Source organism: Paracoccus xiamenensis (assembly GCF_011308835.1).
Lineage (GTDB): Bacteria > Pseudomonadota > Alphaproteobacteria > Rhodobacterales > Rhodobacteraceae > Paracoccus > Paracoccus xiamenensis.
Genome location: NZ_JAAOHY010000001.1, coordinates 1,007,194 through 1,025,037 on the forward strand (window position 1 = coordinate 1,007,194; position 17,844 = coordinate 1,025,037).

The 17,844-nt window shown below is 63.1% G+C and carries 18 protein-coding genes, 2 tRNA genes and 1 other RNA gene; 7 read left to right on the forward strand and 14 right to left on the reverse strand.

Going from position 1 to position 17,844, the window contains the following annotated elements:
• Positions 1–36 precede the first annotated feature (36 nt).
• Both G7044_RS04915 and G7044_RS04920 read left to right on the forward strand, forming a co-directional pair.
• Positions 37–2,121 (forward strand): TRAP transporter permease, encoded by a 2,085-nt coding sequence (locus G7044_RS04915; RefSeq protein WP_166326555.1) that lies wholly within the window; start codon positions 37–39, stop codon positions 2,119–2,121.
• Positions 2,118–2,480: a DUF1850 domain-containing protein gene (locus G7044_RS04920; protein WP_166326557.1), complete on the forward strand. Its 363-nt coding sequence runs from the start codon at positions 2,118–2,120 to the stop codon at positions 2,478–2,480. The genes G7044_RS04915 and G7044_RS04920 overlap by 4 nt, the downstream gene beginning before the upstream one ends.
• 54 nt (positions 2,481–2,534) lie before the next feature.
• Here G7044_RS04920 and G7044_RS04925 read toward each other — a convergent pair whose 3' ends face one another.
• From G7044_RS04925 to G7044_RS04935, 3 genes are all read right to left on the reverse strand, one after another.
• Entirely contained in the window at positions 2,535–3,185 is a 651-nt protein-coding gene (locus G7044_RS04925; RefSeq protein WP_166326559.1) for a phage holin family protein, read from the reverse strand.
• A 4-nt stretch (positions 3,186–3,189) separates the two neighbouring features.
• Positions 3,190–3,585 carry a DUF883 family protein gene (locus tag G7044_RS04930; RefSeq protein ID WP_166326561.1) on the reverse strand — a complete coding sequence of 132 codons (396 nt, stop codon included), beginning with the start codon at positions 3,583–3,585 and terminating at the stop codon, positions 3,190–3,192.
• A gap of 139 nt (positions 3,586–3,724) precedes the next feature.
• Positions 3,725–3,801, reverse strand: a tRNA-His gene (locus G7044_RS04935).
• Positions 3,802–3,895: 94 nt separating this feature from the next.
• Between G7044_RS04935 and G7044_RS04940 the strand changes: the two genes are divergently transcribed.
• Positions 3,896–4,114 carry a DUF6324 family protein gene (locus G7044_RS04940; protein WP_166326563.1) on the forward strand — a complete coding sequence of 73 codons (219 nt, stop codon included), beginning with the start codon at positions 3,896–3,898 and terminating at the stop codon, positions 4,112–4,114.
• A 4-nt stretch (positions 4,115–4,118) separates the two neighbouring features.
• Here the strand turns inward: G7044_RS04940 and G7044_RS04945 are convergent, their stop codons facing one another.
• A complete protein-coding gene (locus tag G7044_RS04945; protein ID WP_166326565.1) occupies positions 4,119–4,574 on the reverse strand; it encodes an MmcB family DNA repair protein in 456 nt (151 codons plus the stop codon).
• A 99-nt stretch (positions 4,575–4,673) separates the two neighbouring features.
• On the opposite strand from G7044_RS04945, the gene ssrS reads away from it, so the two are divergent.
• A non-coding RNA gene (ssrS, locus tag G7044_RS18275) (6S RNA) lies at positions 4,674–4,830 on the forward strand.
• Between the two features lie 101 nt (positions 4,831–4,931).
• Here the strand turns inward: ssrS and G7044_RS04950 are convergent.
• The 10 genes from G7044_RS04950 to cysS form a co-directional block, all read right to left on the reverse strand.
• Complete coding sequence (locus G7044_RS04950; protein ID WP_166326567.1) at positions 4,932–5,858, reverse strand: DUF481 domain-containing protein; 927 nt, start codon at positions 5,856–5,858, stop codon at positions 4,932–4,934.
• Positions 5,859–6,239: 381 nt separating this feature from the next.
• Positions 6,240–6,560 (reverse strand): hypothetical protein, encoded by a 321-nt coding sequence (locus tag G7044_RS04955; protein WP_207630165.1) that lies wholly within the window; start codon positions 6,558–6,560, stop codon positions 6,240–6,242.
• 88 nt (positions 6,561–6,648) lie between these two features.
• On the reverse strand, positions 6,649–7,125 hold the full coding sequence (gene nusB / locus G7044_RS04960) for a transcription antitermination factor NusB (RefSeq protein ID WP_166326569.1): 477 nt from the start codon (positions 7,123–7,125) through the stop codon (positions 6,649–6,651).
• Positions 7,122–7,673, reverse strand: coding sequence for a 6,7-dimethyl-8-ribityllumazine synthase (locus tag G7044_RS04965; RefSeq protein WP_166326571.1), 552 nt, complete (start codon positions 7,671–7,673; stop codon positions 7,122–7,124). The genes nusB and G7044_RS04965 overlap by 4 nt, the downstream gene beginning before the upstream one ends.
• A gap of 3 nt (positions 7,674–7,676) precedes the next feature.
• Positions 7,677–8,789, reverse strand: a complete 1,113-nt coding sequence (gene ribB, locus G7044_RS04970) for a 3,4-dihydroxy-2-butanone-4-phosphate synthase (protein WP_166326573.1) — start codon at positions 8,787–8,789, stop codon at positions 7,677–7,679.
• Between the two features lie 188 nt (positions 8,790–8,977).
• On the reverse strand, positions 8,978–9,481 hold the full coding sequence (locus tag G7044_RS04975; RefSeq protein WP_166326575.1) for a chemotaxis protein CheD: 504 nt from the start codon (positions 9,479–9,481) through the stop codon (positions 8,978–8,980).
• Positions 9,481–10,527: a chemotaxis-specific protein-glutamate methyltransferase CheB gene (gene cheB, locus G7044_RS04980; RefSeq protein ID WP_166326577.1), complete on the reverse strand. Its 1,047-nt coding sequence runs from the start codon at positions 10,525–10,527 to the stop codon at positions 9,481–9,483. The genes G7044_RS04975 and cheB overlap by 1 nt, the downstream gene beginning before the upstream one ends.
• 120 nt (positions 10,528–10,647) lie before the next feature.
• Positions 10,648–11,394, reverse strand: coding sequence for a squalene/phytoene synthase family protein (locus G7044_RS04985; RefSeq protein ID WP_166326579.1), 747 nt, complete (start codon positions 11,392–11,394; stop codon positions 10,648–10,650).
• The gene (cimA, locus tag G7044_RS04990; protein WP_166326581.1) at positions 11,391–13,004 is read right to left on the reverse strand and encodes a citramalate synthase; all 1,614 of its coding nucleotides are present in this window, start codon (positions 13,002–13,004) and stop codon (positions 11,391–11,393) included. The genes G7044_RS04985 and cimA overlap by 4 nt, the downstream gene beginning before the upstream one ends.
• On the reverse strand, positions 13,001–14,407 hold the full coding sequence (gene cysS / locus G7044_RS04995; RefSeq protein ID WP_166326583.1) for a cysteine--tRNA ligase: 1,407 nt from the start codon (positions 14,405–14,407) through the stop codon (positions 13,001–13,003). Before cysS ends, cimA begins: the two co-directional genes overlap by 4 nt.
• A 230-nt stretch (positions 14,408–14,637) precedes the next feature.
• Here cysS and glpX point away from each other — a divergent pair, with 230 nt between their 5' ends.
• The 3 genes from glpX (at position 14,638) to G7044_RS05010 (ending at position 17,705) form a co-directional block, all read left to right on the forward strand.
• Positions 14,638–15,603, forward strand: a complete 966-nt coding sequence (gene glpX, locus G7044_RS05000; RefSeq protein WP_166326586.1) for a class II fructose-bisphosphatase — start codon at positions 14,638–14,640, stop codon at positions 15,601–15,603.
• Between the two features lie 183 nt (positions 15,604–15,786).
• Positions 15,787–17,526 (forward strand): single-stranded-DNA-specific exonuclease RecJ, encoded by a 1,740-nt coding sequence (recJ, locus tag G7044_RS05005; RefSeq protein WP_166326588.1) that lies wholly within the window; start codon positions 15,787–15,789, stop codon positions 17,524–17,526.
• A gap of 104 nt (positions 17,527–17,630) precedes the next feature.
• A tRNA-Glu gene (locus tag G7044_RS05010) sits at positions 17,631–17,705 on the forward strand.
• Positions 17,706–17,844: the final 139 nt, after the last annotated feature.

Here is a 17,844-nt window from a genome sequence, read left to right on the forward strand (position 1 = left end):
GCCCTTCCCTGCCGATCCCCTGCGCGAGCCCCCGACATGACCGACGCCCACCCCACGGCTGCCGAAGCCGATCTTGGCCTGCACGATCCGCTGGCCGAAAGCTTTCCGCCAAGCCTGCAAGGGCGTCTTCTGTTCTGGATCGCGGTCGCATTCTCATTGTATCAGATTGCCATTTCCGCCCATCTGATCGGGTTGAACAGCCAGGTGCAGCGCGCCATTCACCTCGGCTTCCTGCTGCTGTTGGGCTTTCCGCTTCTGGCGCTGCTGCGTCATCGCAGCCCGCCCTTGCAAGTCGCGGCCTGGGTCATGGGCCTGCTGGGTGTCGCAATCGCCGCCTATCAATGGATCGAATATGTGCCGCTGATGATGCGCGCGGGCGACATCAACGGCGTCGATACGGTCGTCGGCATTGCCACAATCATCGCCGTCTTCGCCGCCGCCTGGGTGGTCATGGGCCCTGCCCTGCCCGTCGTGGCCGGCATCTTCCTGATATATGCATTGTTCGGCGAATATTTCCCCGGCGCCATGCAGACGCGCGGTTATTCGCTGGAACAGGTGGTCGAACAGATGGCCTTCGGGACCGAAGGCATCTACGGCACCCCGCTTTATGTCAGCGCAACCTATATTTTCCTGTTCATCCTGTTCGGCTCGTTTCTTGAAAAAGCCGGGATGATCAAGCTGTTCACCGATGTCTCGCTGGGAATGGTCGGGCACAAGATGGGCGGGGCGGCCAAGGTTTCGGTGGTCAGCTCGGGGCTGATGGGCACGATCTCTGGCTCTGGCGTGGCCAATGTCGTGACCACCGGGCAGTTCACCATCCCGCTGATGAAAAGCTTCGGCTATCGCGCCGCTTTCGCAGGCGGTGTCGAGGCGACGGCCTCGATGGGTGGACAGATCATGCCGCCGGTGATGGGCGCTGTGGCCTTCATCATGGCTGAAACGCTGGGGGTTCCTTACGTCGACATCGTCCAGGCGGCAATCATCCCGGCGATCCTGTATTTCGCCTCGGCCTTCTGGATGGTCCATCTGGAGGCCGGCCGGCGCGAGTTGCGCGGTATGGCAAAGGAAGATCTGCCCTCGGCCCGCAAGGCGCTGAAGGATGGCTGGTATCTGATCCTGCCGCTGGCGGTGCTGGTCTTCCTGCTGTTTTCCGGCTTTACCCCGCTTTATGCGGGCGCGGTCGGGCTGGCGCTGACGATCATGCTGATCCTCGGGGCATCGCTGATGCTGGGACTGCCCTCATCGGTAATCCGAACCGTGTTCTGGATCGGTCTGGGGCTGCTGGTCGGCTATATGCTGCAGAACCGGATGGAAACGATGCTGTGGCTGGTGGTGGTGGCGCTGCTGGCCATCAGCGTTTTCACCAATGGCGGACGCCAGACCATCTGGCAGGTGATCGACAGCCTGGCCGAAGGCGCCAAGACCGCCCTGCCCGTTGGCGTCGCCTGCGCGCTTGTGGGCGTCATCATCGGCACCATGACCCTGACCGGAGCGGCCAATACCTTCGGCATCTTCATCGTCAGCGTGGGTGAGAATTCGCTGCTGCTGTCGTTGATGTTGACCATGCTGACCTGCATCGTGCTGGGGATGGGTATCCCGACCATCCCGAACTATATCATCACCTCCTCGATCGCCGCGCCTGCGCTTCTGGAACTGGGCGTGCCGCTGATTGTCAGCCACATGTTCGTCTTCTATTTCGGCATTCTCGCCGATCTGACGCCGCCGGTGGCACTTGCCTGCTTTGCTGCCGCGCCCATCGCGCGCGAATCCGGCTTCAAGATCAGTCTGGAGGCGATCAAGGTGGCGGCGGCGGGCTTCGTCATCCCCTATATGGCGGTCTATACGCCTGCCCTGATGCTGCAACCGGGCGGTCCGCTGTCCGACTCGATGGGCTTCCCGCTGGCAGTCGCCTATATCGTGCTGAAATGCGTGCTCTCCATCGGACTGTGGGGCGCGGCCGTGGTCGGCTGGCTGGGCAAGCGCCTGCAGGTCTGGGAACGCCTGTTGGCGATGGTCGCGGCCTTTACCCTGATCGCAGCCCTGCCGATGACGGACGAGATCGGCTTTGCGCTGACAGCGCTGTTTGCTTTCATTATCTGGCGTCGGAACCGGCAGGCATGAGCTGCCTTCTGATCGGGGCTGTCGCCGTGGCCCTGTCCGGCGACCGCTTTACGCTGGAATGGACCCATTCCGTTGAAAAGACCACTTGGCGCGAGGAATGGGTGGCCGAACAGTCCGGTCTGCGGCTGCTGAAGGCGTCCATCAAGGGGTCCGGCGCCGGAATGGAGCCGGGGCCCGATGCTGTACTGGAGGACGGTTGGTGGGTCTGGCAGCCCAGATTGCCGGCGCAGACAGAGCTGATACTTGCTGCCTCGGGCGCCACGCCCTCGGCCTGGAGGTTCTGCGACGGGACCGAATGTCGCGACTTTGGTGCCGAACCCGGCGCGGCGATCACGTTACGCCCCTGCCCGCCGACCTGATGGCGATAAGCCAAAAGGCCGCCCCGAGGGGCGGCCTTTCAAATATGTGTCGGATCAACGACGATAAGACAGGTCGTCATAATCGTCCTCATCGTCGTAATAGAAATCCTCTTTGCTGCGACGCGATTTAAGGGCGCTGGCAACCGCCATGCCGACCGCGAAAGCCCCAGCCAGCCCGACCGCAGGCGCCGCGCGGTGATGACTGGCGCGGTCTATCACGTCCTTCGCATCCTGCAGGTTCTCACCGGTCAGCCCCACGGTGCTGGCGGCATCCTGGGCGCGCGACCCAGCGGCCTCGAACACGCCGCGCGCCTTGTCGCCGGCAGTGCCGACCAGCGAGGTCACCCGGTTCTGGACGCTGTCCATGGTCTCCTCGGCCTTGAACTTCGCCCGGTCGAAGGCGGCATCGGTGGCGTTACTCAGACGCATCTCGATTTCGCTTTTCAACTCGTCGCTGGTAGGCATCTGGTGACGCACCGGCTTGGTTGCGGCCAGGATAATCAGCGCCAGCAGGACAAGGCCACCGCCAATGATCAGCGATGCAAGCGCCGGGCCATACTCCATATTCCAGGCAAGCCAACTCCATAGAGAGGCGATCAGGAAGCCAGCCCCGATGAGCGCGACGACCCCCGCCCCAGCCTTGGCTGAGGTTCGCCGCGCCTTGTCGCCAAGCGCCAGCTGCAACTTGTTGACATAATCAAACATCGGATCAGCGACGCGCCAGCAGCAGGCCGACCAGGAATCCGACGCCGGCGGCAATGCCTAGCGCTTGCGCTGGATTGCGGCGCACCATTTCCGAAACGTCGTCATAATAGCCCTCGGCCACCTCTGCGACCTCGCCAGCGCGGCGCTCGCCCGCGCGATACAGGCGCTTGGCCTCGTCGCGGGCGACATCGGCATATTCACGGCCCAACTCGCGCGCCGAATCGGCGGCCTCTCCGGCACGCTCGCGGGCAGTATGGGCCATATCCTGAACCTTGCCGGCCAATTCCTCGCCCTTCGCAGCCGCCTGATCGGCGGCACGTCGCGCGGTTGAGCGTGCTTCGTCTGCCGTATTTTGCAGGTCGGCTTTCAGATCGTCGGAGGTATATTCGTTCTTTGCCATCACGGCTCTCCTTTTGCATAAGGCGATATATGCAAAAGAACGCGCATCGCGCGCGCCTCGTTCCAGCGCCAGCATTGATAAATGCAAAACGGATCCCGATCCACCACGGGCCGCCGGTGCAAAACGCATAAAGGAAGGATGGTACCGCCTCCCCGGCTTGAACGGGGGACCTCTGGATCCACAATCCAGCGCTCTAACCAACTGAGCTAAGGCGGCACGTGGCGGTGATTTAGCGCCCCCGGCCGGGGGATGCAAGCACGGACTTGCCGCAAAATCGCATGCGCGTTAGGACAGAAAAAAAGGATTGATCATGGGTATCAACAGCGAAAGCGACATCTCGGCCAATCTGCAGATCGGCCCGACCGATCAGGGCATGGTCCGAATCTATGTCGAAGGCAACGGCATCGACCTGCCGCTGGACTTCGACCCCGATGAAGCCACCGAAATCGCCGAGGAACTGCTTGCCTCGGCCGAGGCCGCCCGCAGTCTGGGCGGATCGGGCGGCAAGAAAGGCAAGCCGCGCCGCTAGGCAGTCACATAGGGCCGGCCCCCTGCGGGTCGGTCAATGCTTGCAGCCGGATCGACGCCACCCGCGCAATGTCCCGCATCAGGCGCGCACGCCGCGCCGCCGCCATTTTCGTCAGCGGCGATTCGCGCAGGATTTCTGCGCCGTAGGCATCGGCCCGGATCAGCCCGGTATCGGCAGGCAACAGGTCATCGGGAAAATCGCCGTCGACGGCCCAGAAGTACCGATCGCTCCATTCCAGATACGATTGCCATTTCCGGTCGCCGACAAAATCAGATCGGCAGCTTTTGCATTCCACGATCCAGATCTCGCCCAAGGGCGAGATCGAAATCACATCAACCCGCAACCCCCGCGCCGGAACGAATTCGCACAGAACCGCGTGATCAAAGCTGCGCAGCATCCGCGCCACCCCGCGGGCAAGGCGAAAGCCGGGCTGATCAGGCAATGTCGGGTCAAGGGTCATGGGCCAACCATGAACAAAACAGAAACAAACTGCAAGTCCCCTGCCCCATATCTCGGCCCTTGAAAGGCGCTGCAGCCGCGCCTATCTCTGGTCTCCGGCGGGTTTCTGCTCTTCCCGTGAAGGCCATTTTTTCCACTGGCCTATAATTTCTCGATGGGGGCTGGCTCTGTCGTGACCTTGGTCACGTTACCCGGTGCCCACCTGGTTCTCCAGGCTTTCGGGAAAACCTGCGCCTCACGGTCGCTGCGGTTCTCGCCACAAGCCGTCCCTTCGGGGGCGGCTTTTTTACTGCGCGTCATCGCATGAAAAAAGGGTGGCCTGATGGCCACCCTTTTCCCGAGAGACAAGCGGGACGGATCAGAACCCGTAGACGAGCGAGACGCCCAGGGTGTTGTCCGTGCGGATCGCGCGTTCTTCCTGATACTCGGTCGAGTAGGAGATGCGGGTCGCCATCTGGTCCGACATCTTGAAGTTCAGACCCAGTTCGTTGGTGATCTCGTCACCAGCCGAATCCGAGGTCAGATAGTCGGTGTCGTTGGTCAGGAAGATCATGTCGTTGAAGCGGTGATAGAACCGCGACGACGCGATGTAACCGGTTTCGGTTTCCGAACGCAGGTTGTCGTTCTCGTCGAAATCGACCTGCTGGGTGTAGCGGACGCCAACACCAGCCTGCACGCGCCAGGTCGTGTCGGGCGTGTTGATGATGCGGTAACCAGGACCGAAGCCCAGGAACGCGTCACGCTTCTTTTCGCCTTCCAACTCGTCGATTTCTTCCTGGGTCAGCAGACCGTCTTCCATATCGTCCAGGTCTTCCTGAACCATGCCATCGGTGTTGATGCGGCCCAGAGCGAAGGCGTAGAAGCGATCGTTGAAGTAGTACTGCGCGTCATAGATCGCGTAGACTTCTTCCTTGTCCTTGTCACCGTCGTCGTCCTCGCCGAACTCCATACCCAGACCGACCGACTGCGCGAACGGACCTTGGTTATAGGACATGCGGCCAGCCAGCGCGAAGTCCTGGCTTTCGTCATTCCCGGTCGAGCCGGCATAGGTCAGCGACACACCGCCGAACAGGCCCTGACGACGATCTTGCGGACCGAAGCGGTCGGCGTCATTCGAACGGGCAAAATCGTCTTCAACGGCTTCCTGCACGTCGTCGATACGGTCGTTCACGTCCGAAACGCCCGAGACATTGGCGCCAGTGGCGATCTCGGTTTGGGCAAATGCCGGGGCCGACAGTGCCGCGGCAATCGCGGAAGCACCAGCAAGAAGAGCAACTGCTTTCATGGTTTCATCCTCAAATTATTCATGACGGGTTCTGGCTCCGTCATTCCCGTAGAGTGAACTACGCCTCGCTCAGGCCGGTTTCCATATGCCTGGCGCGATCAGACCTGTCGCGGAAATGTGAGAATTTGCGAGGGAACCGCGAACTAAACTTGTTATTTTAGTTTCAAATCTGCGGCAAAAAACATTCCAAATCGGTCGCTTGCGTTAACCACAATCACCTCCCAGACTGTTCATGGATGCTCACATCAGCGCAAGACGTGGTTACGAAACCGTAACAGATAGCGGCAAACTGTGATCTCCCCGTTGCATCAATACCACAGGTCGCAGGCAAATTTGCCTTGCCTGATGCCTACGATTTAACGTTTCGATCTCAGCTTATGCTTACCGGCGCGGCTGCGTGCCCTGCGGCGCGATTGCCGCTCGGAGCGACGCGTCCGGGCGGAACACCGTGATCCGTCGGCCAGAGGTGGGGCCACCGCCATCTTCAGCCATACGCATCACCGCGATGGCAAACTGCACGCCAGCAAAAAGGACGGTGTGGAAGGCTATCAGCATGGCCACCGCAACCCAGCCAGCACTGACCGAGGTGACGAGGTGGCGCAGATTACCGATGTTGAGACCAATCAGTGCTGCCGTGAAGATCACCGCCAGCAAAAAGCCAACGGCGATATTGACGATATACAGGCGGACAAGCTTGGGCATGAGCGGATCTCCGACACCGATAAATCAAATCTAGGCATCGAAGGCGCATTTGGAAAGCTATTTGGCCGAAAGCGGCTGTGTCAGCCCATCACGACATGGCGTCAGGCGACGCCTCGCGGGCCATATGGTCGAGCACCGCATTGACGAATTTCGTCTCCGCCCCCTCGGTGAAAAAGGCGTTGGCGACGCCGACATACTGGCTGATGATCACACGCGGCGGCGCCTTTCCTGCGACCAGCTCGGCGCCGGCCGCGCGGAACACTGCACGCAGAACCGGGTCAATGCGGTCGATAGGCCAGCGGGCGACAAGCGCCCGGTCAGTCATCTGGTCGATACGCGCCTGCCACATCACCGCATCGTTCAGGATGCGGGCGAACAGCGCCTCATCGGCCTCGGGCGATGCCTCGCCTTCGGTTTCGACGCCGATGCGCCAATCTTCGAATTCGCGCTGCACACGTTCGACGGACTGGCCAGAGGCCTCCATCTGGAACAGCGCCTGCACGGCGTAAAGGCGCGCCGCCGTGCTGCGCTGGCGGCGTTCATCCTGTCGGTCTTGGCTGCTCATGCGCCGTTTGGTCCTTCCAGTCGTCCCGCCAGCCGGATCGGATCGCGGTCCTCGGTATCGGGCGCGCTCTGCGGACGGGTGGCGGCGTATTTGCGCGACAATGCGATCAGATGCAAGGCCGCTGCGGCGGCACCGCCGCCCTTGTTCTGCCCGGCCGGGTCGGCGCGCACGATGGCCTGGCCCTCATTCTCGACCGTGAGGATGCCATTGCCGACCGCCACGCCTTCCAGCCCCAGCAGTGTCAGCCCGCGCGAGCTGTCATTGCAGACTGTTTCGTAATGCGTGGTCTCGCCCCGGATCACGCAGCCAAGCGCGACGAAGCCGTCATATCGGCCGCTGCGTGCAGCCATGCCGACAGCCGTCGGGATTTCCAATGCGCCGGGCACGTCGATCTGATCCACCACCGCGCCGGCCTGTTCGGCCACTGCGCGCGCGCCGGCAATCAGCCCGTCGGCGATCTCGCGGTAATAGGGCGAGACGACGATCAGCAAACGCGGAGGCGCGTCGAAACGCGGCAGCGGCAATTCGTAATGCGACACTCCGGCCATGGTTTATTCCTTCGCGATGGGGCGGGTCTCGGCGATGGACAGCCCGTAGGCGTCCAGCCCGATCACCTTGACGGGCGCCGAATTGGTCAGCAGGATCAGCTCGTGCAGGCCGAGCGTCGACAGGATCTGCGCGCCCAGGCCATATTGGCGCAGCGTATGCGGGCTGACCTCGCCCTCGAATGGAATGGTCTTGTTGAGGTCACGGATCAGCACGACGACGCCGCGGCCTTCCTCGGCGATCATGCGCATGGCGGCGGGCAGGTCACCGCTGCGGTCAATGCCCAGCACGTCATGCAGCGGATCGAGCGCGTGCATGCGCACCATCACCGGACCGGGCGCGCACAGGTCCCCCTTTGACAGCACGATATGTTCGGCGCCATGGGTTTCATCGGCGAAAACGCGCATCATCCAGTCGCCGCCATAGACCGAGTTCACCGCGCGCTGCGCCCGTTCGGCGATCAGGTTGTCGTGGCGCCGACGATAGGCGATCAGATCACTGATAGTGCCGATCTTCAGCCCGTGCTTTTGCGCAAAGGCCACCAGATCCGGCAGGCGCGCCATGGTGCCGTCTTCGTTCATGATCTCGCAGATCACGCCCGAGGCGTTCAGCCCGGCCAGCCGAGAGACATCGACCGCGGCCTCGGTATGGCCGGCACGGACCAGCACCCCACCTTCGCGCGCGCGCAGCGGAAAGACATGGCCGGGCGTGGCGATGTCAGCCGCGCCCTTGGTCGGGTCGATGGCGACGGAAATGGTGCGCGCCCGATCATGGGCAGAGATGCCGGTGGTGACGCCCTCGCGCGCTTCGATCGACATGGTAAAGGCGGTTTCGTGACGGCTGGAGTTCTTCGGCGACATCAGGCTGAGCCCGAGCGCGTCGATCCGCTGCCCCGGCAGCGCGAGGCAAATCAGCCCCCGACCATAGGTGGCCATGAAATTGATCGCATCGGGCGTGGCCATCTGCGCCGGGATTACCAGGTCGCCTTCGTTTTCGCGATCCTCGTGGTCGACCAGGACGAACATGCGGCCATTGCGCGCGTCCTCGATGATCTCTTCGATGCCGGAAATTGCATCGGACCAGTCGCGTTCAACGGGGCCGGGTTTGTCGTATCGCATCTGCTGCACCTTCCTGGTCGTGCCCCGATTCGGGACGCCCAAGTTTATGACGGCACGAGGAAGTCCCTGCAATGGTTGGAAGACCATTGCGTCATTCGCCAGCGCTGAACGCTGCGTTTCACCGCGGCAACAGGCGACAGCCTCCCACTCGCGGCTTATTCAGCCGCGCCCTCGGCCGAACAGAACCGTTAGGCATCATCTGCCTTCGGCAACGTGATGGGGCGTTCGACCACGGTGTCGCCAATCAGTTCCTCCTTCACCCGGCAGGTTGCGGGCCACAGCGTTACCCGCCGAGCGGCGGTCCCGCCGGTCGAGATGCCTGCGATGCGGATTCCCTTTTGGGTCAAGAAGTCACGCGCAAATTCGGCATTCCTGTCCCCGACATTTCCCAGCCCCGACATCATCCGGGCACCGCCGAAGACATGGGCGCGCAGCCGGCGCTGATGGGCGCCGGCCTTTATCATCTCATCAATCAACAACTCCATGGCGTTCACGCCGTAACTGGCCGAGCTTGCACCCCCGGTCTGGCCAGTCGGAAGCAGGAAGTGGTTCATCCCGCCCACGTGGAACAGCGGGTCGATCAGGCAGACAGAAACACACGAGCCCAGCACCGTCGTCAAACAGCTGTCACCACCTTCGCGCATCACCCGGTATTCGCCCTGGATCAGGTGAATTCGCTCTCCGCCGCGCATCAGATGGTCCGGTCGGCGAGGGCACCCCGCGCCGTCGCGGCGAGCAATTCGGCAGCGATGGAATGCAGCGGAACCAGTTTTTCGGCACCGCCATTCTGCCACGCCACGCGCGGCATGCCCCAGACAATCGAACTGGCCTCGTCCTGCGCAAGGCAGCGGGCGCCCGCGCGCCGCAGGTGAAGCATGCCTTGCGCACCGTCCACCCCCATCCCGGTCAGGATTGCCGCGACGATCCGCGCGGCCATGGGGCGCGCCGAATTGAACAGCACGTCGACCGAGGGCCGATGACCGCAGACCTTTTCCGAGGCGATCAGCGCAGTGCGCGGACGCGGCCCCGGCATGATCGCCAGATGATGATCGCCGCCCGGCGCAAGTTGGATGGTGCCCTGCGACATGGGCACGTTATGTTCAGCCAGGATCACGTTGGGCGCATAGAGCGCGTTCATTCGCTGTGCGAAGCTGGCCAGAAAGCTTGCGGGCATGTGCTGGGTGATAAGAACGGGCGGACAGTTCTGCGGCATCCCCGCAATGATCGTTTCCAGCGCATCCACCCCACCGGTGGAAGATCCGATCAGCACGATCTTGTTGTTCCACTGAAAAGGCCGCGCGGCATCAGCCGTTGGCCGGGTGGGGATCCTGCAGCGCTTTCGCAGATCCGCGGTCGAGGCCGCGATTACCAGCGCCGGCAGATCGGCGAAGGCATTGCCGGATTCCCCGCCGCGCGGCTTGCCCACGCATTCAATGGCCCCGCGCGACAGTGCATCGATGGCGGCCGCGCTGCCTTTGCGCGTTTCGGACGAGACCATGATGACCGGCATCGGCCGGGTCCGCATCAACTCGGGCAGGAAGTCGAGGCCGGATTGGCCGGGCATTTCAACGTCAAGCGTCAGGACATCCGGCGAAAGCGTGGTGATGGCGACCCTCGCCTCGGCGGCGTTGGCGGCCTCTCCTACCACCGCGATCCGCGGGTCGGCGCGCAGCCGCATCGAGATCAGCCGACGCATGGTGATTGAATCGTCCACGACGAGCACGCGGATCGGCTTCACCTGGAATGCGTCCCTAAACGGCTTCGCGTGCCTGACATCATTTGCCACTCCTTACCGGTCATGCGGCAAAGCTGGCACAGATGGATGAAGATAGGTTTAACGCGCTTTTGCGAGCTGTCCCTAACCCTGCCAACGACCCAGGAAGGACAAGGCGAGATAAGACAGATTTCGCGAAAAGCCCGAAATTTCGACCATTTCGCCCCGTGCGGCGGCCAACAGCTTACGACGTGCGCCGGCCCCGGGATACAGCGCAGGTGCCGCATGACGCGGGACCCCGCGCCCTTTCACGTGCGCCGAATCAAGTGCGGCGATGCCCGTCCGCGCCAAGTCGGCCAATTGCTCGGGCGGATCGCCGAACAGCCCCAAATTCAGTTCCCTGAGCTGCGGATACGCGCCCAGCCAAGCTGCTAGCCCCGCCCCGCGCGCTTGATCCTGCAACACATCGTCGGCCTCTGATCCGCAGGCCGTCGCCGCCAGCCGCATCAACCCGCCGGTACAACCCTCGACATGGTCGATGACCTCTGCCTTCGACGAAAAAGGCTCTCGCAAGGCGTCGCGCTGGCGGGCCTCGACCACTTCGGCCAAGGGCGCGATGTCGGATCCCCAAGCGGCCGCCAAGGGACTCGCGACCTCATGCGCGGGGACGGCGCGGCCGGCGGCGATGGCGGCGATCTGGTCGGTCCACCATTGCAGGCGCATCTGCGAGATCAGCGGCTCTGCCGATGCCAGCGCGGCACGGGCGATTTCCAGATTGGCGGCGTAAAGCGTGGCCAGCCGGGCGCGGTCGCCGGGCCGTGCTGCCATCACGCAGGCAAAACGGTCGGGATCGGCGCTGCGCAGCATCTCGGCGCAATGTTCTGGGGTCACGGGCGGGCCCCGTCGCGGATCAGCTTCCAGACGATGGCGTCATGCAGCGCCTCGAAGCTGGCATCGACGATGTTGGGGGAGACGCCGACCGTGGACCAGCGATTGCCCTGCCCGTCTTCACTGTCGATGGTGACGCGGGTCACGGCCTCTGTCCCGCCTTGAGTGATCCGTACGCGGAAATCGACCAGCCACATGTCGTCGATGCTGGCCTGATAGGCGCCCAGATCCTTGCCGAGCGCACGCCACAACGCGTTGACCGGGCCGCGATCGTCGCTGTCGGTCTCGCCATGGGATTCGCTGACCGACATCACGCGCTGACCGTGGATCTGCACCGTGACCACGGCTTCGGAAACCGAGATCTGTTCGCCCATCGCATTACGCCGCCGCTCGACGATGACGCGGTAACGCTCGACATCGAAGAAGCTCGGCAGCAGGCCCAGATGGCGCCGGGCGAGCAGTTCGAAACTGGCCTGCGCCACGTCATAGGCATAACCCTGATCCTCGCGCGCCTTCACCTCGGTCAGGATCGCGGCCAGATCGGCGCCTTCGGGAATGTCCAGCCCGGCATCGCGCAGGCGGGCGCGCAGGTTCGACTGCCCGGCCTGGTTCGACATCGGAATGATGCGGGCATTGCCAACGGTTTCGGGTGCCACATGTTCGTAGGTTGCAGGGTTTTTAACGATGGCGCTGGCATGCAGGCCCGCTTTATGCGCAAAGGCCGAGGCACCGACATAGGGCGCATTCGGTGCCGGGGCACGGTTCAGGATCTCATCCAGCCGCCGCGAAATTTTTTGCAGTGATTTCAGCGCATCCGTGCTGATCTGCGGAACCAGAGGCGCGAATTCCGGCTTCAGCGCCAGCGTCGCGATCAGGGTCGTCAGGTTCGCATTGCCGCAGCGTTCACCCAGCCCGTTCAGCGTTCCCTGCACCTGACGCGCACCGGCGCGGATCGCGGCAAGACTGCCCGCAACCGCGTTGCCGGTATCGTCATGAGTATGGATGCCCAGCCGGTCGCCGGGGATGCCGGCGGCGATGACCTCGGCGGTGATCGCCTCGACCTCATGGGGCAGCGTGCCTCCATTGGTGTCGCACAGCACGACCCAACGCGCGCCGGCGTCCCGCGCGGCGATCAGGCAGGACAGCGCGTATTCGCGGTTCGCCTTCCAGCCATCGAAGAAATGTTCGGCATCGAAGATGGCCTCGCGCCCGAGGCCCACGATATGCGCGATGGAGGCGGCGATATTCTGGATATTTTCATCCAGAGTGATGCCAAGCGCCTCGCGCACATGAAAATCATGGGTCTTGCCGACCAGACAGACGCTATCGGTGCCAGCATTGATGACCGCCGCCAGCACCTCGTCATTCCCGGCAGAGCGCCCTGCCCGCTTGGTCATCCCGAAAGCCGTCAGCGTGGCGCGGGTTTGTGGCGGCTTGTCGAAAAATTCGCTGTCGGTCGGGTTCGCGCCGGGCCAACCGCCCTCGATGTAATCGACGCCAAGGGCGTCGAGCATGGTTGCGATTTCGGTCTTCTCGCTGGCAGAGAACTGAACGCCCTGTGTCTGCTGGCCGTCGCGAAGGGTGGTGTCGTAGAGGTAGAGGCGGTCGGTCATAGTTCTATCGCTTCGAGAAGCTTGGGATCAAATCCATGCGGAACTATCGCGACCGGACCAGCCGGTTGCACTATGACACTGAGACCAGTCCCCTCAAGTCGCTTCTTCAGTAGATCTGCCTCTTCGTAATTTTTAGCGAGTCGCAACTGCTGCCACTTCTCTAAAAACGGCACAATTTCTGATAGATATAGAGGCGTATCTCCCGTGGAGAATGTAGAGGATAGCGACACAATAGTCGTTCGCCACCAGTCGGTTTCTTCTGCGTCTTTTAGGCCCAGCAAACGCATCCCCGATTTGAGCCGCGCAGCAGATGAACTCGAAAACCGGTGCAGCTTTTCTAAAGCGGCTGGGGTATTGAGATCGTCGGCAAGCGCATCCACGATCAAGAAGTCCATGGATGAATCGGCTTCAATTCCGTCAGTCAGATTATACCAGCCCTGCAGCGTCGCCTCGGCCTCCCTAACTTTCTCCGCCGTCCAATCCATCGGCTTGCGGTAATGCGTCATCAGCAGCACAAACCGGATCACCTCGCCCGGTATCCCCTGATTCAACAGATCGCGGACGGTGAAGAAATTGCCCAGAGATTTGGACATCTTCTTGCCCTCGACCTGCAGCATCTCGTTATGCAGCCAGGTCTTCGCCATGACCTCGGTGCCATGGGCGCAGCGGCTCTGGGCGATTTCGTTCTCGTGATGGGGGAATTGCAGGTCGATGCCACCGGCATGGATGTCGAACACATCGCCCAACAATTCCGCCGACATGGCCGAGCATTCGATATGCCAGCCCGGACGCCCATAACCCCAAGGCGAATCCCAGCCAGGCTGGTCGCCAGCCGAAGGCTTCCACAGCACGAAATCCATCGGATCGCGCTTATAGGGCGCAACCTCGACCCGCGCGCCGGCAATCATGTCGTCCAGCGAACGGCCTGACAGCTTGCCGTATTCGGGGAACTTGCGGACGTCGAACAGGACGTGCCCCTGTTCAGGGTAAGCAAAATCCTTCGCGACCAGATCCTCGATCATCGAGGTCATCTGGCCGATATAATCCGTCGCCCGAGGCTCATGCGTCGGCCGCAGCGCGCCAAGCGCGTCCATGTCGTCGTGATACCAGCCGATGGTTTCCTCGGTGATGTCGCGGATCGGGCGGCCGGTCACGGCCGCGCGGGCGTTGATCTTGTCGTCGACGTCTGTGAAGTTCCGCACGTAAGTGACTGCATCCTCGCCATAAACGTGCCGCAGCAGACGGAACAGAACATCAAAGACCACGACAGGCCGTGCATTTCCCAGATGAGCGCGGTCATACACGGTCGGGCCGCAGGCATAGACGCGAATATTCTTCGGATCGATCGGCTCGAACCGTTCCTTCGTCCGGGTGCGTGTGTTGGTCAGGCTGATTTCGACCATGGTTCCCCCTTGCGGGGATCCGGTCACAGCACCTCGCCCCGCAGAAATGCGTCAGCGGATAATGCAGATGGTGGCGCGGATTGCGAACATGGGGCAGACTTAGCCCATCAGGGCGGCGCTGCCAAGGGCCGGACATAGTTCGCAATCATTTGGCGTTAGCGCCCCCAGTCTTGCCCCCGTTGAGGGGCGCGCCTATGCAGGCGACAAAGCCAGTTTCAAAGGATTTGCCCATGCCCTCCAAGACCGATTTCAACGATCGTATGCTTTCGCTGGGCCTGGCCCGGGTGTCCGAGGCTGCAGCCCATGCCTCGGCCACGCTGATCGGGCGCGGCGATGAAAAGGCCGCCGACCAGGCCGCCGTCAACGCCATGCGCGACCAGCTGAACAAGCTGGACATCAAGGGCGTCGTGGTCATCGGCGAAGGCGAGCGTGACGAGGCCCCGATGCTGTTCATCGGCGAGGAAGTCGGCAGCGGCACAGGCCCCGAGGTGGACATCGCGCTTGATCCGCTGGAAGGCACGACGCTGACCGCCAAGGACATGCCGAACGCGCTGACCGTGATCGCCATGGCCCCGCGCGGCACGCTGCTGCACGCGCCCGACGTCTATATGGACAAGCTGGCGATCGGTCCCGGCTACGACAAGGACGTGGTCAGCCTGGACATGAGCCCGACTGAACGCGTCGAGGCGCTTGCCCGCGCACAGGGGGTCAAGCCCTCGGACATTACCGTCTGTATCCTCGAACGCCCCCGCCACGAAGACCTGATCGCCGAGGTCCGCGCCACCGGCGCCGCGATCCGCCTGATCACCGACGGTGACGTGGCTGGCGTCATGCATTGCGCCGAACCGGACCTGACCGGCATCGACATGTATATGGGCGCGGGCGGCGCACCCGAAGGGGTGCTGGCGGCATCCGCCCTGAAATGCATGGGCGGCCAGATGTGGGGCCGGCTGCTGTTCCGCAATGACGACGAACGCGGCCGCGCGAAAAAGGCCGGAATCACCGATTTCAACCGCATCTATTCGCGCGACGACATGGTGACGGCAGACGTGATCTTCTCGGCCACCGGCGTGACCAACGGTTCGATCGTGCGCGGCGTCAAGCGCGAACCGAAATTCCTGGAAACGGAAACCATCCTCATGCGGTCGAAGACCGGCTCGGTCCGCCGCATGATCTATCGCAACCCGATCCGCTAAAGGGGCGCCCGCGCCCCCTCTGGCCTTCGGCCATTCACCCCCGGGGATATTGGGGCCAGCGTGAAAGCGCGTCTTTCAGTCTGGTGCAAATATCCTCGGGGGAGTCCGCAGGACGGGGGCAGACAGCCCCCCGCGCGGCCTCACCCCTTGCTCCGGCGTCGCGCATGGCGCATCTAGCAGGGCATGAAAGCCTTTCTGAATGTCGAGACCTCACTGACCGGACGTCGCTGGGTCGGCCCCGACGACGCGCTTGCCCGCCAGGCCGAAGCCCTGGCCCAGGGGGCAGACCTGCCCCTGCCCGTGGCCCGCATCCTGGCCGAGCGCGGCATTGCCGCCGCAGACGCGCCGGGCTTCCTGTCGCCCACCTTGCGCGAAATGTTGCCCGACCCGCTGAGCCTGCGCGACATGGCCAAGGCAGCAGAGCGGCTGATTGCTGCAGCAACCTCGGGCGAGCGCATCGCCATCTTCGCGGATTACGATGTCGACGGCGGCGCCTCGGCCGCCCTGCTTCTGGATTGGCTGCGCCGGCAGGGCCGCGATGCAACGCTGTATATCCCGGACCGCATTGACGAAGGCTATGGCCCCAATGCTCCCGCCATGGCTGCGCTGGCGAAAGACCACGACCTGATTGTCTGCGTCGATTGCGGAACGCTGTCACATGACGCGCTCGCCGCCGGGGCGGCGGCCGACATCATCGTCCTCGATCACCACCTTGGCGGCGAGACCCTGCCGCCGGCCCTGGCGGTGGTAAATCCGAACCGCATGGACGAGGACGGCGCCCTGGGCCATCTTTGCGCTGCCGGCGTCGTTTTCATGACGCTGGTTCAGGCTGGACGCGTCCTGCGCGATCAGGGCCTGAAAGAGCCGCCCTTGCTGCCGCTTCTGGATCTGGTCGCTTTGGCGACGGTCGCCGATGTGGCGCCGCTGACGGGCGTCAACCGTGCCTTTGTCCGGCAGGGCCTCGCCATCATGGGCCGGCGCGAAAGGCCCGGTCTGGTGGCCCTGTCCGACGTGGCGCGGCTGGATACGGCGCCGACCAGTTTTCATCTTGGTTTCATGATCGGTCCGCGCGTCAATGCCGGCGGTCGGGTTGGCCGCGCCGATCTTGGGGCACGCTGCCTGAGTGCCACGGATACAGATCAGGCCCGCCGCATGGCCGAACAGCTGGACGAGTTGAACCGCGACCGCCGCGCCATCGAGGCCGCCGTCCGCGAGGAAGCCCTGGCGCAGGTCGAGGCGCGCGGCAATGCCGTACTGTCCTGGGCGGCGGGCGATGGCTGGCATCCCGGGGTCGTCGGGATCGTCGCGGCACGGGTCAAGGAGCGCAGCGGCCTGCCTTCGGTCGTGATCGGTGTCGAAGGCGGTGTCGGCAAAGGATCGGCCCGGTCGGTGCCGGGGGTGGATCTGGGCCGCGCCGTGCAGCGGCTGGCGGCCGAAGGCTTGATCGAGAAAGGCGGCGGGCACCGCATGGCCGCCGGACTGACCGTGGCCGAGGCAAGCATCGCCGCAGCCATGGATCGGCTGGCCGAGATGATCGCGCCCGAACTCGCCGATCGCAGCGGCGTTGGCGATCTGCGAATCTCTGGCCTGATGGAGCCTGCCGCCGCCACGCCCGAATTGATGGCCCTGATCGAATCCGCCGGACCCTTCGGGCAGGCCGCCCCTGCCCCACGCTTCGCCTTCGCCGATCTGATTCTGGATAGTGCAGCCACCATGGGCGAAAACCACCTGCGCGCAGCGTTCCGTGTCGCGGGGCAGAAACCGCTGGAAGCCGTCGCTTGGGGTGCCATGGACAGCGCGCTAGGCCCTGCATTGATCGGCGCGCGCGGTCGTCGGTTCCATGCCGCAGGCAAGTTGGAACTGTCGCATTGGGGCGGCCGCGCCCGCGTGCGCCTGCGTCTGGACGATGTTGCCGAGGCGTGAGGAAAAAATTTTTGATAAAGGTGATTTTTCGTCTTGCGGCCCCCACGCCGCTGACCTAAACACCGCCTCACGCAAGAAGCGAAACGCTGAAAGCGACAAAGGATGGCCCGTTCGTCTATCGGTTAGGACGTCAGGTTTTCAACCTGAAAAGAGGGGTTCGACTCCCCTACGGGCTGCCACCTTTTCCCAATTCATCTGCACAGACGCCCCTCGGGCGGCAGAGGAATTGATGGAAAGGTTTCCCCTTTCTTCTCTGTATTTCAACACATTACGACTTCCTCGGCATCGTTAAGCGGTGGCGGCAGCAGCCGGAGCCGT

Bases quoted from the DNA above. Each gene is read 5' to 3' on its own strand.
- cimA (WP_166326581.1), bottom strand. From the start codon at position 13,004: ATGACCGACCGCCTCTACCTCTACGACACCACCCTTCGCGACGGCCAG.
- G7044_RS04930 (WP_166326561.1), bottom strand. From the start codon at position 3,585: ATGGCAAAGAACGAATATACCTCCGACGATCTGAAAGCCGACCTGCAA.
- nusB (WP_166326569.1), bottom strand. From the start codon at position 7,125: ATGAGCAGCCAAGACCGACAGGATGAACGCCGCCAGCGCAGCACGGCG.
- G7044_RS04940 (WP_166326563.1), top strand. From the start codon at position 3,896: ATGGGTATCAACAGCGAAAGCGACATCTCGGCCAATCTGCAGATCGGC.
- G7044_RS04915 (WP_166326555.1), top strand. From the start codon at position 37: ATGACCGACGCCCACCCCACGGCTGCCGAAGCCGATCTTGGCCTGCAC.
- recJ (WP_166326588.1), top strand. From the start codon at position 15,787: ATGAAAGCCTTTCTGAATGTCGAGACCTCACTGACCGGACGTCGCTGG.
- G7044_RS04925 (WP_166326559.1), bottom strand. From the start codon at position 3,185: ATGTTTGATTATGTCAACAAGTTGCAGCTGGCGCTTGGCGACAAGGCG.
- glpX (WP_166326586.1), top strand. From the start codon at position 14,638: ATGCCCTCCAAGACCGATTTCAACGATCGTATGCTTTCGCTGGGCCTG.
- G7044_RS04955 (WP_207630165.1), bottom strand. From the start codon at position 6,560: ATGCCCAAGCTTGTCCGCCTGTATATCGTCAATATCGCCGTTGGCTTT.
- G7044_RS04975 (WP_166326575.1), bottom strand. From the start codon at position 9,481: ATGCGCGGCGGAGAGCGAATTCACCTGATCCAGGGCGAATACCGGGTG.
- cysS (WP_166326583.1), bottom strand. From the start codon at position 14,407: ATGGTCGAAATCAGCCTGACCAACACACGCACCCGGACGAAGGAACGG.
- G7044_RS04950 (WP_166326567.1), bottom strand. From the start codon at position 5,858: ATGAAAGCAGTTGCTCTTCTTGCTGGTGCTTCCGCGATTGCCGCGGCA.
- G7044_RS04945 (WP_166326565.1), bottom strand. From the start codon at position 4,574: ATGACCCTTGACCCGACATTGCCTGATCAGCCCGGCTTTCGCCTTGCC.
- G7044_RS04920 (WP_166326557.1), top strand. From the start codon at position 2,118: ATGAGCTGCCTTCTGATCGGGGCTGTCGCCGTGGCCCTGTCCGGCGAC.
- G7044_RS04965 (WP_166326571.1), bottom strand. From the start codon at position 7,673: ATGGCCGGAGTGTCGCATTACGAATTGCCGCTGCCGCGTTTCGACGCG.
- ribB (WP_166326573.1), bottom strand. From the start codon at position 8,789: ATGCGATACGACAAACCCGGCCCCGTTGAACGCGACTGGTCCGATGCA.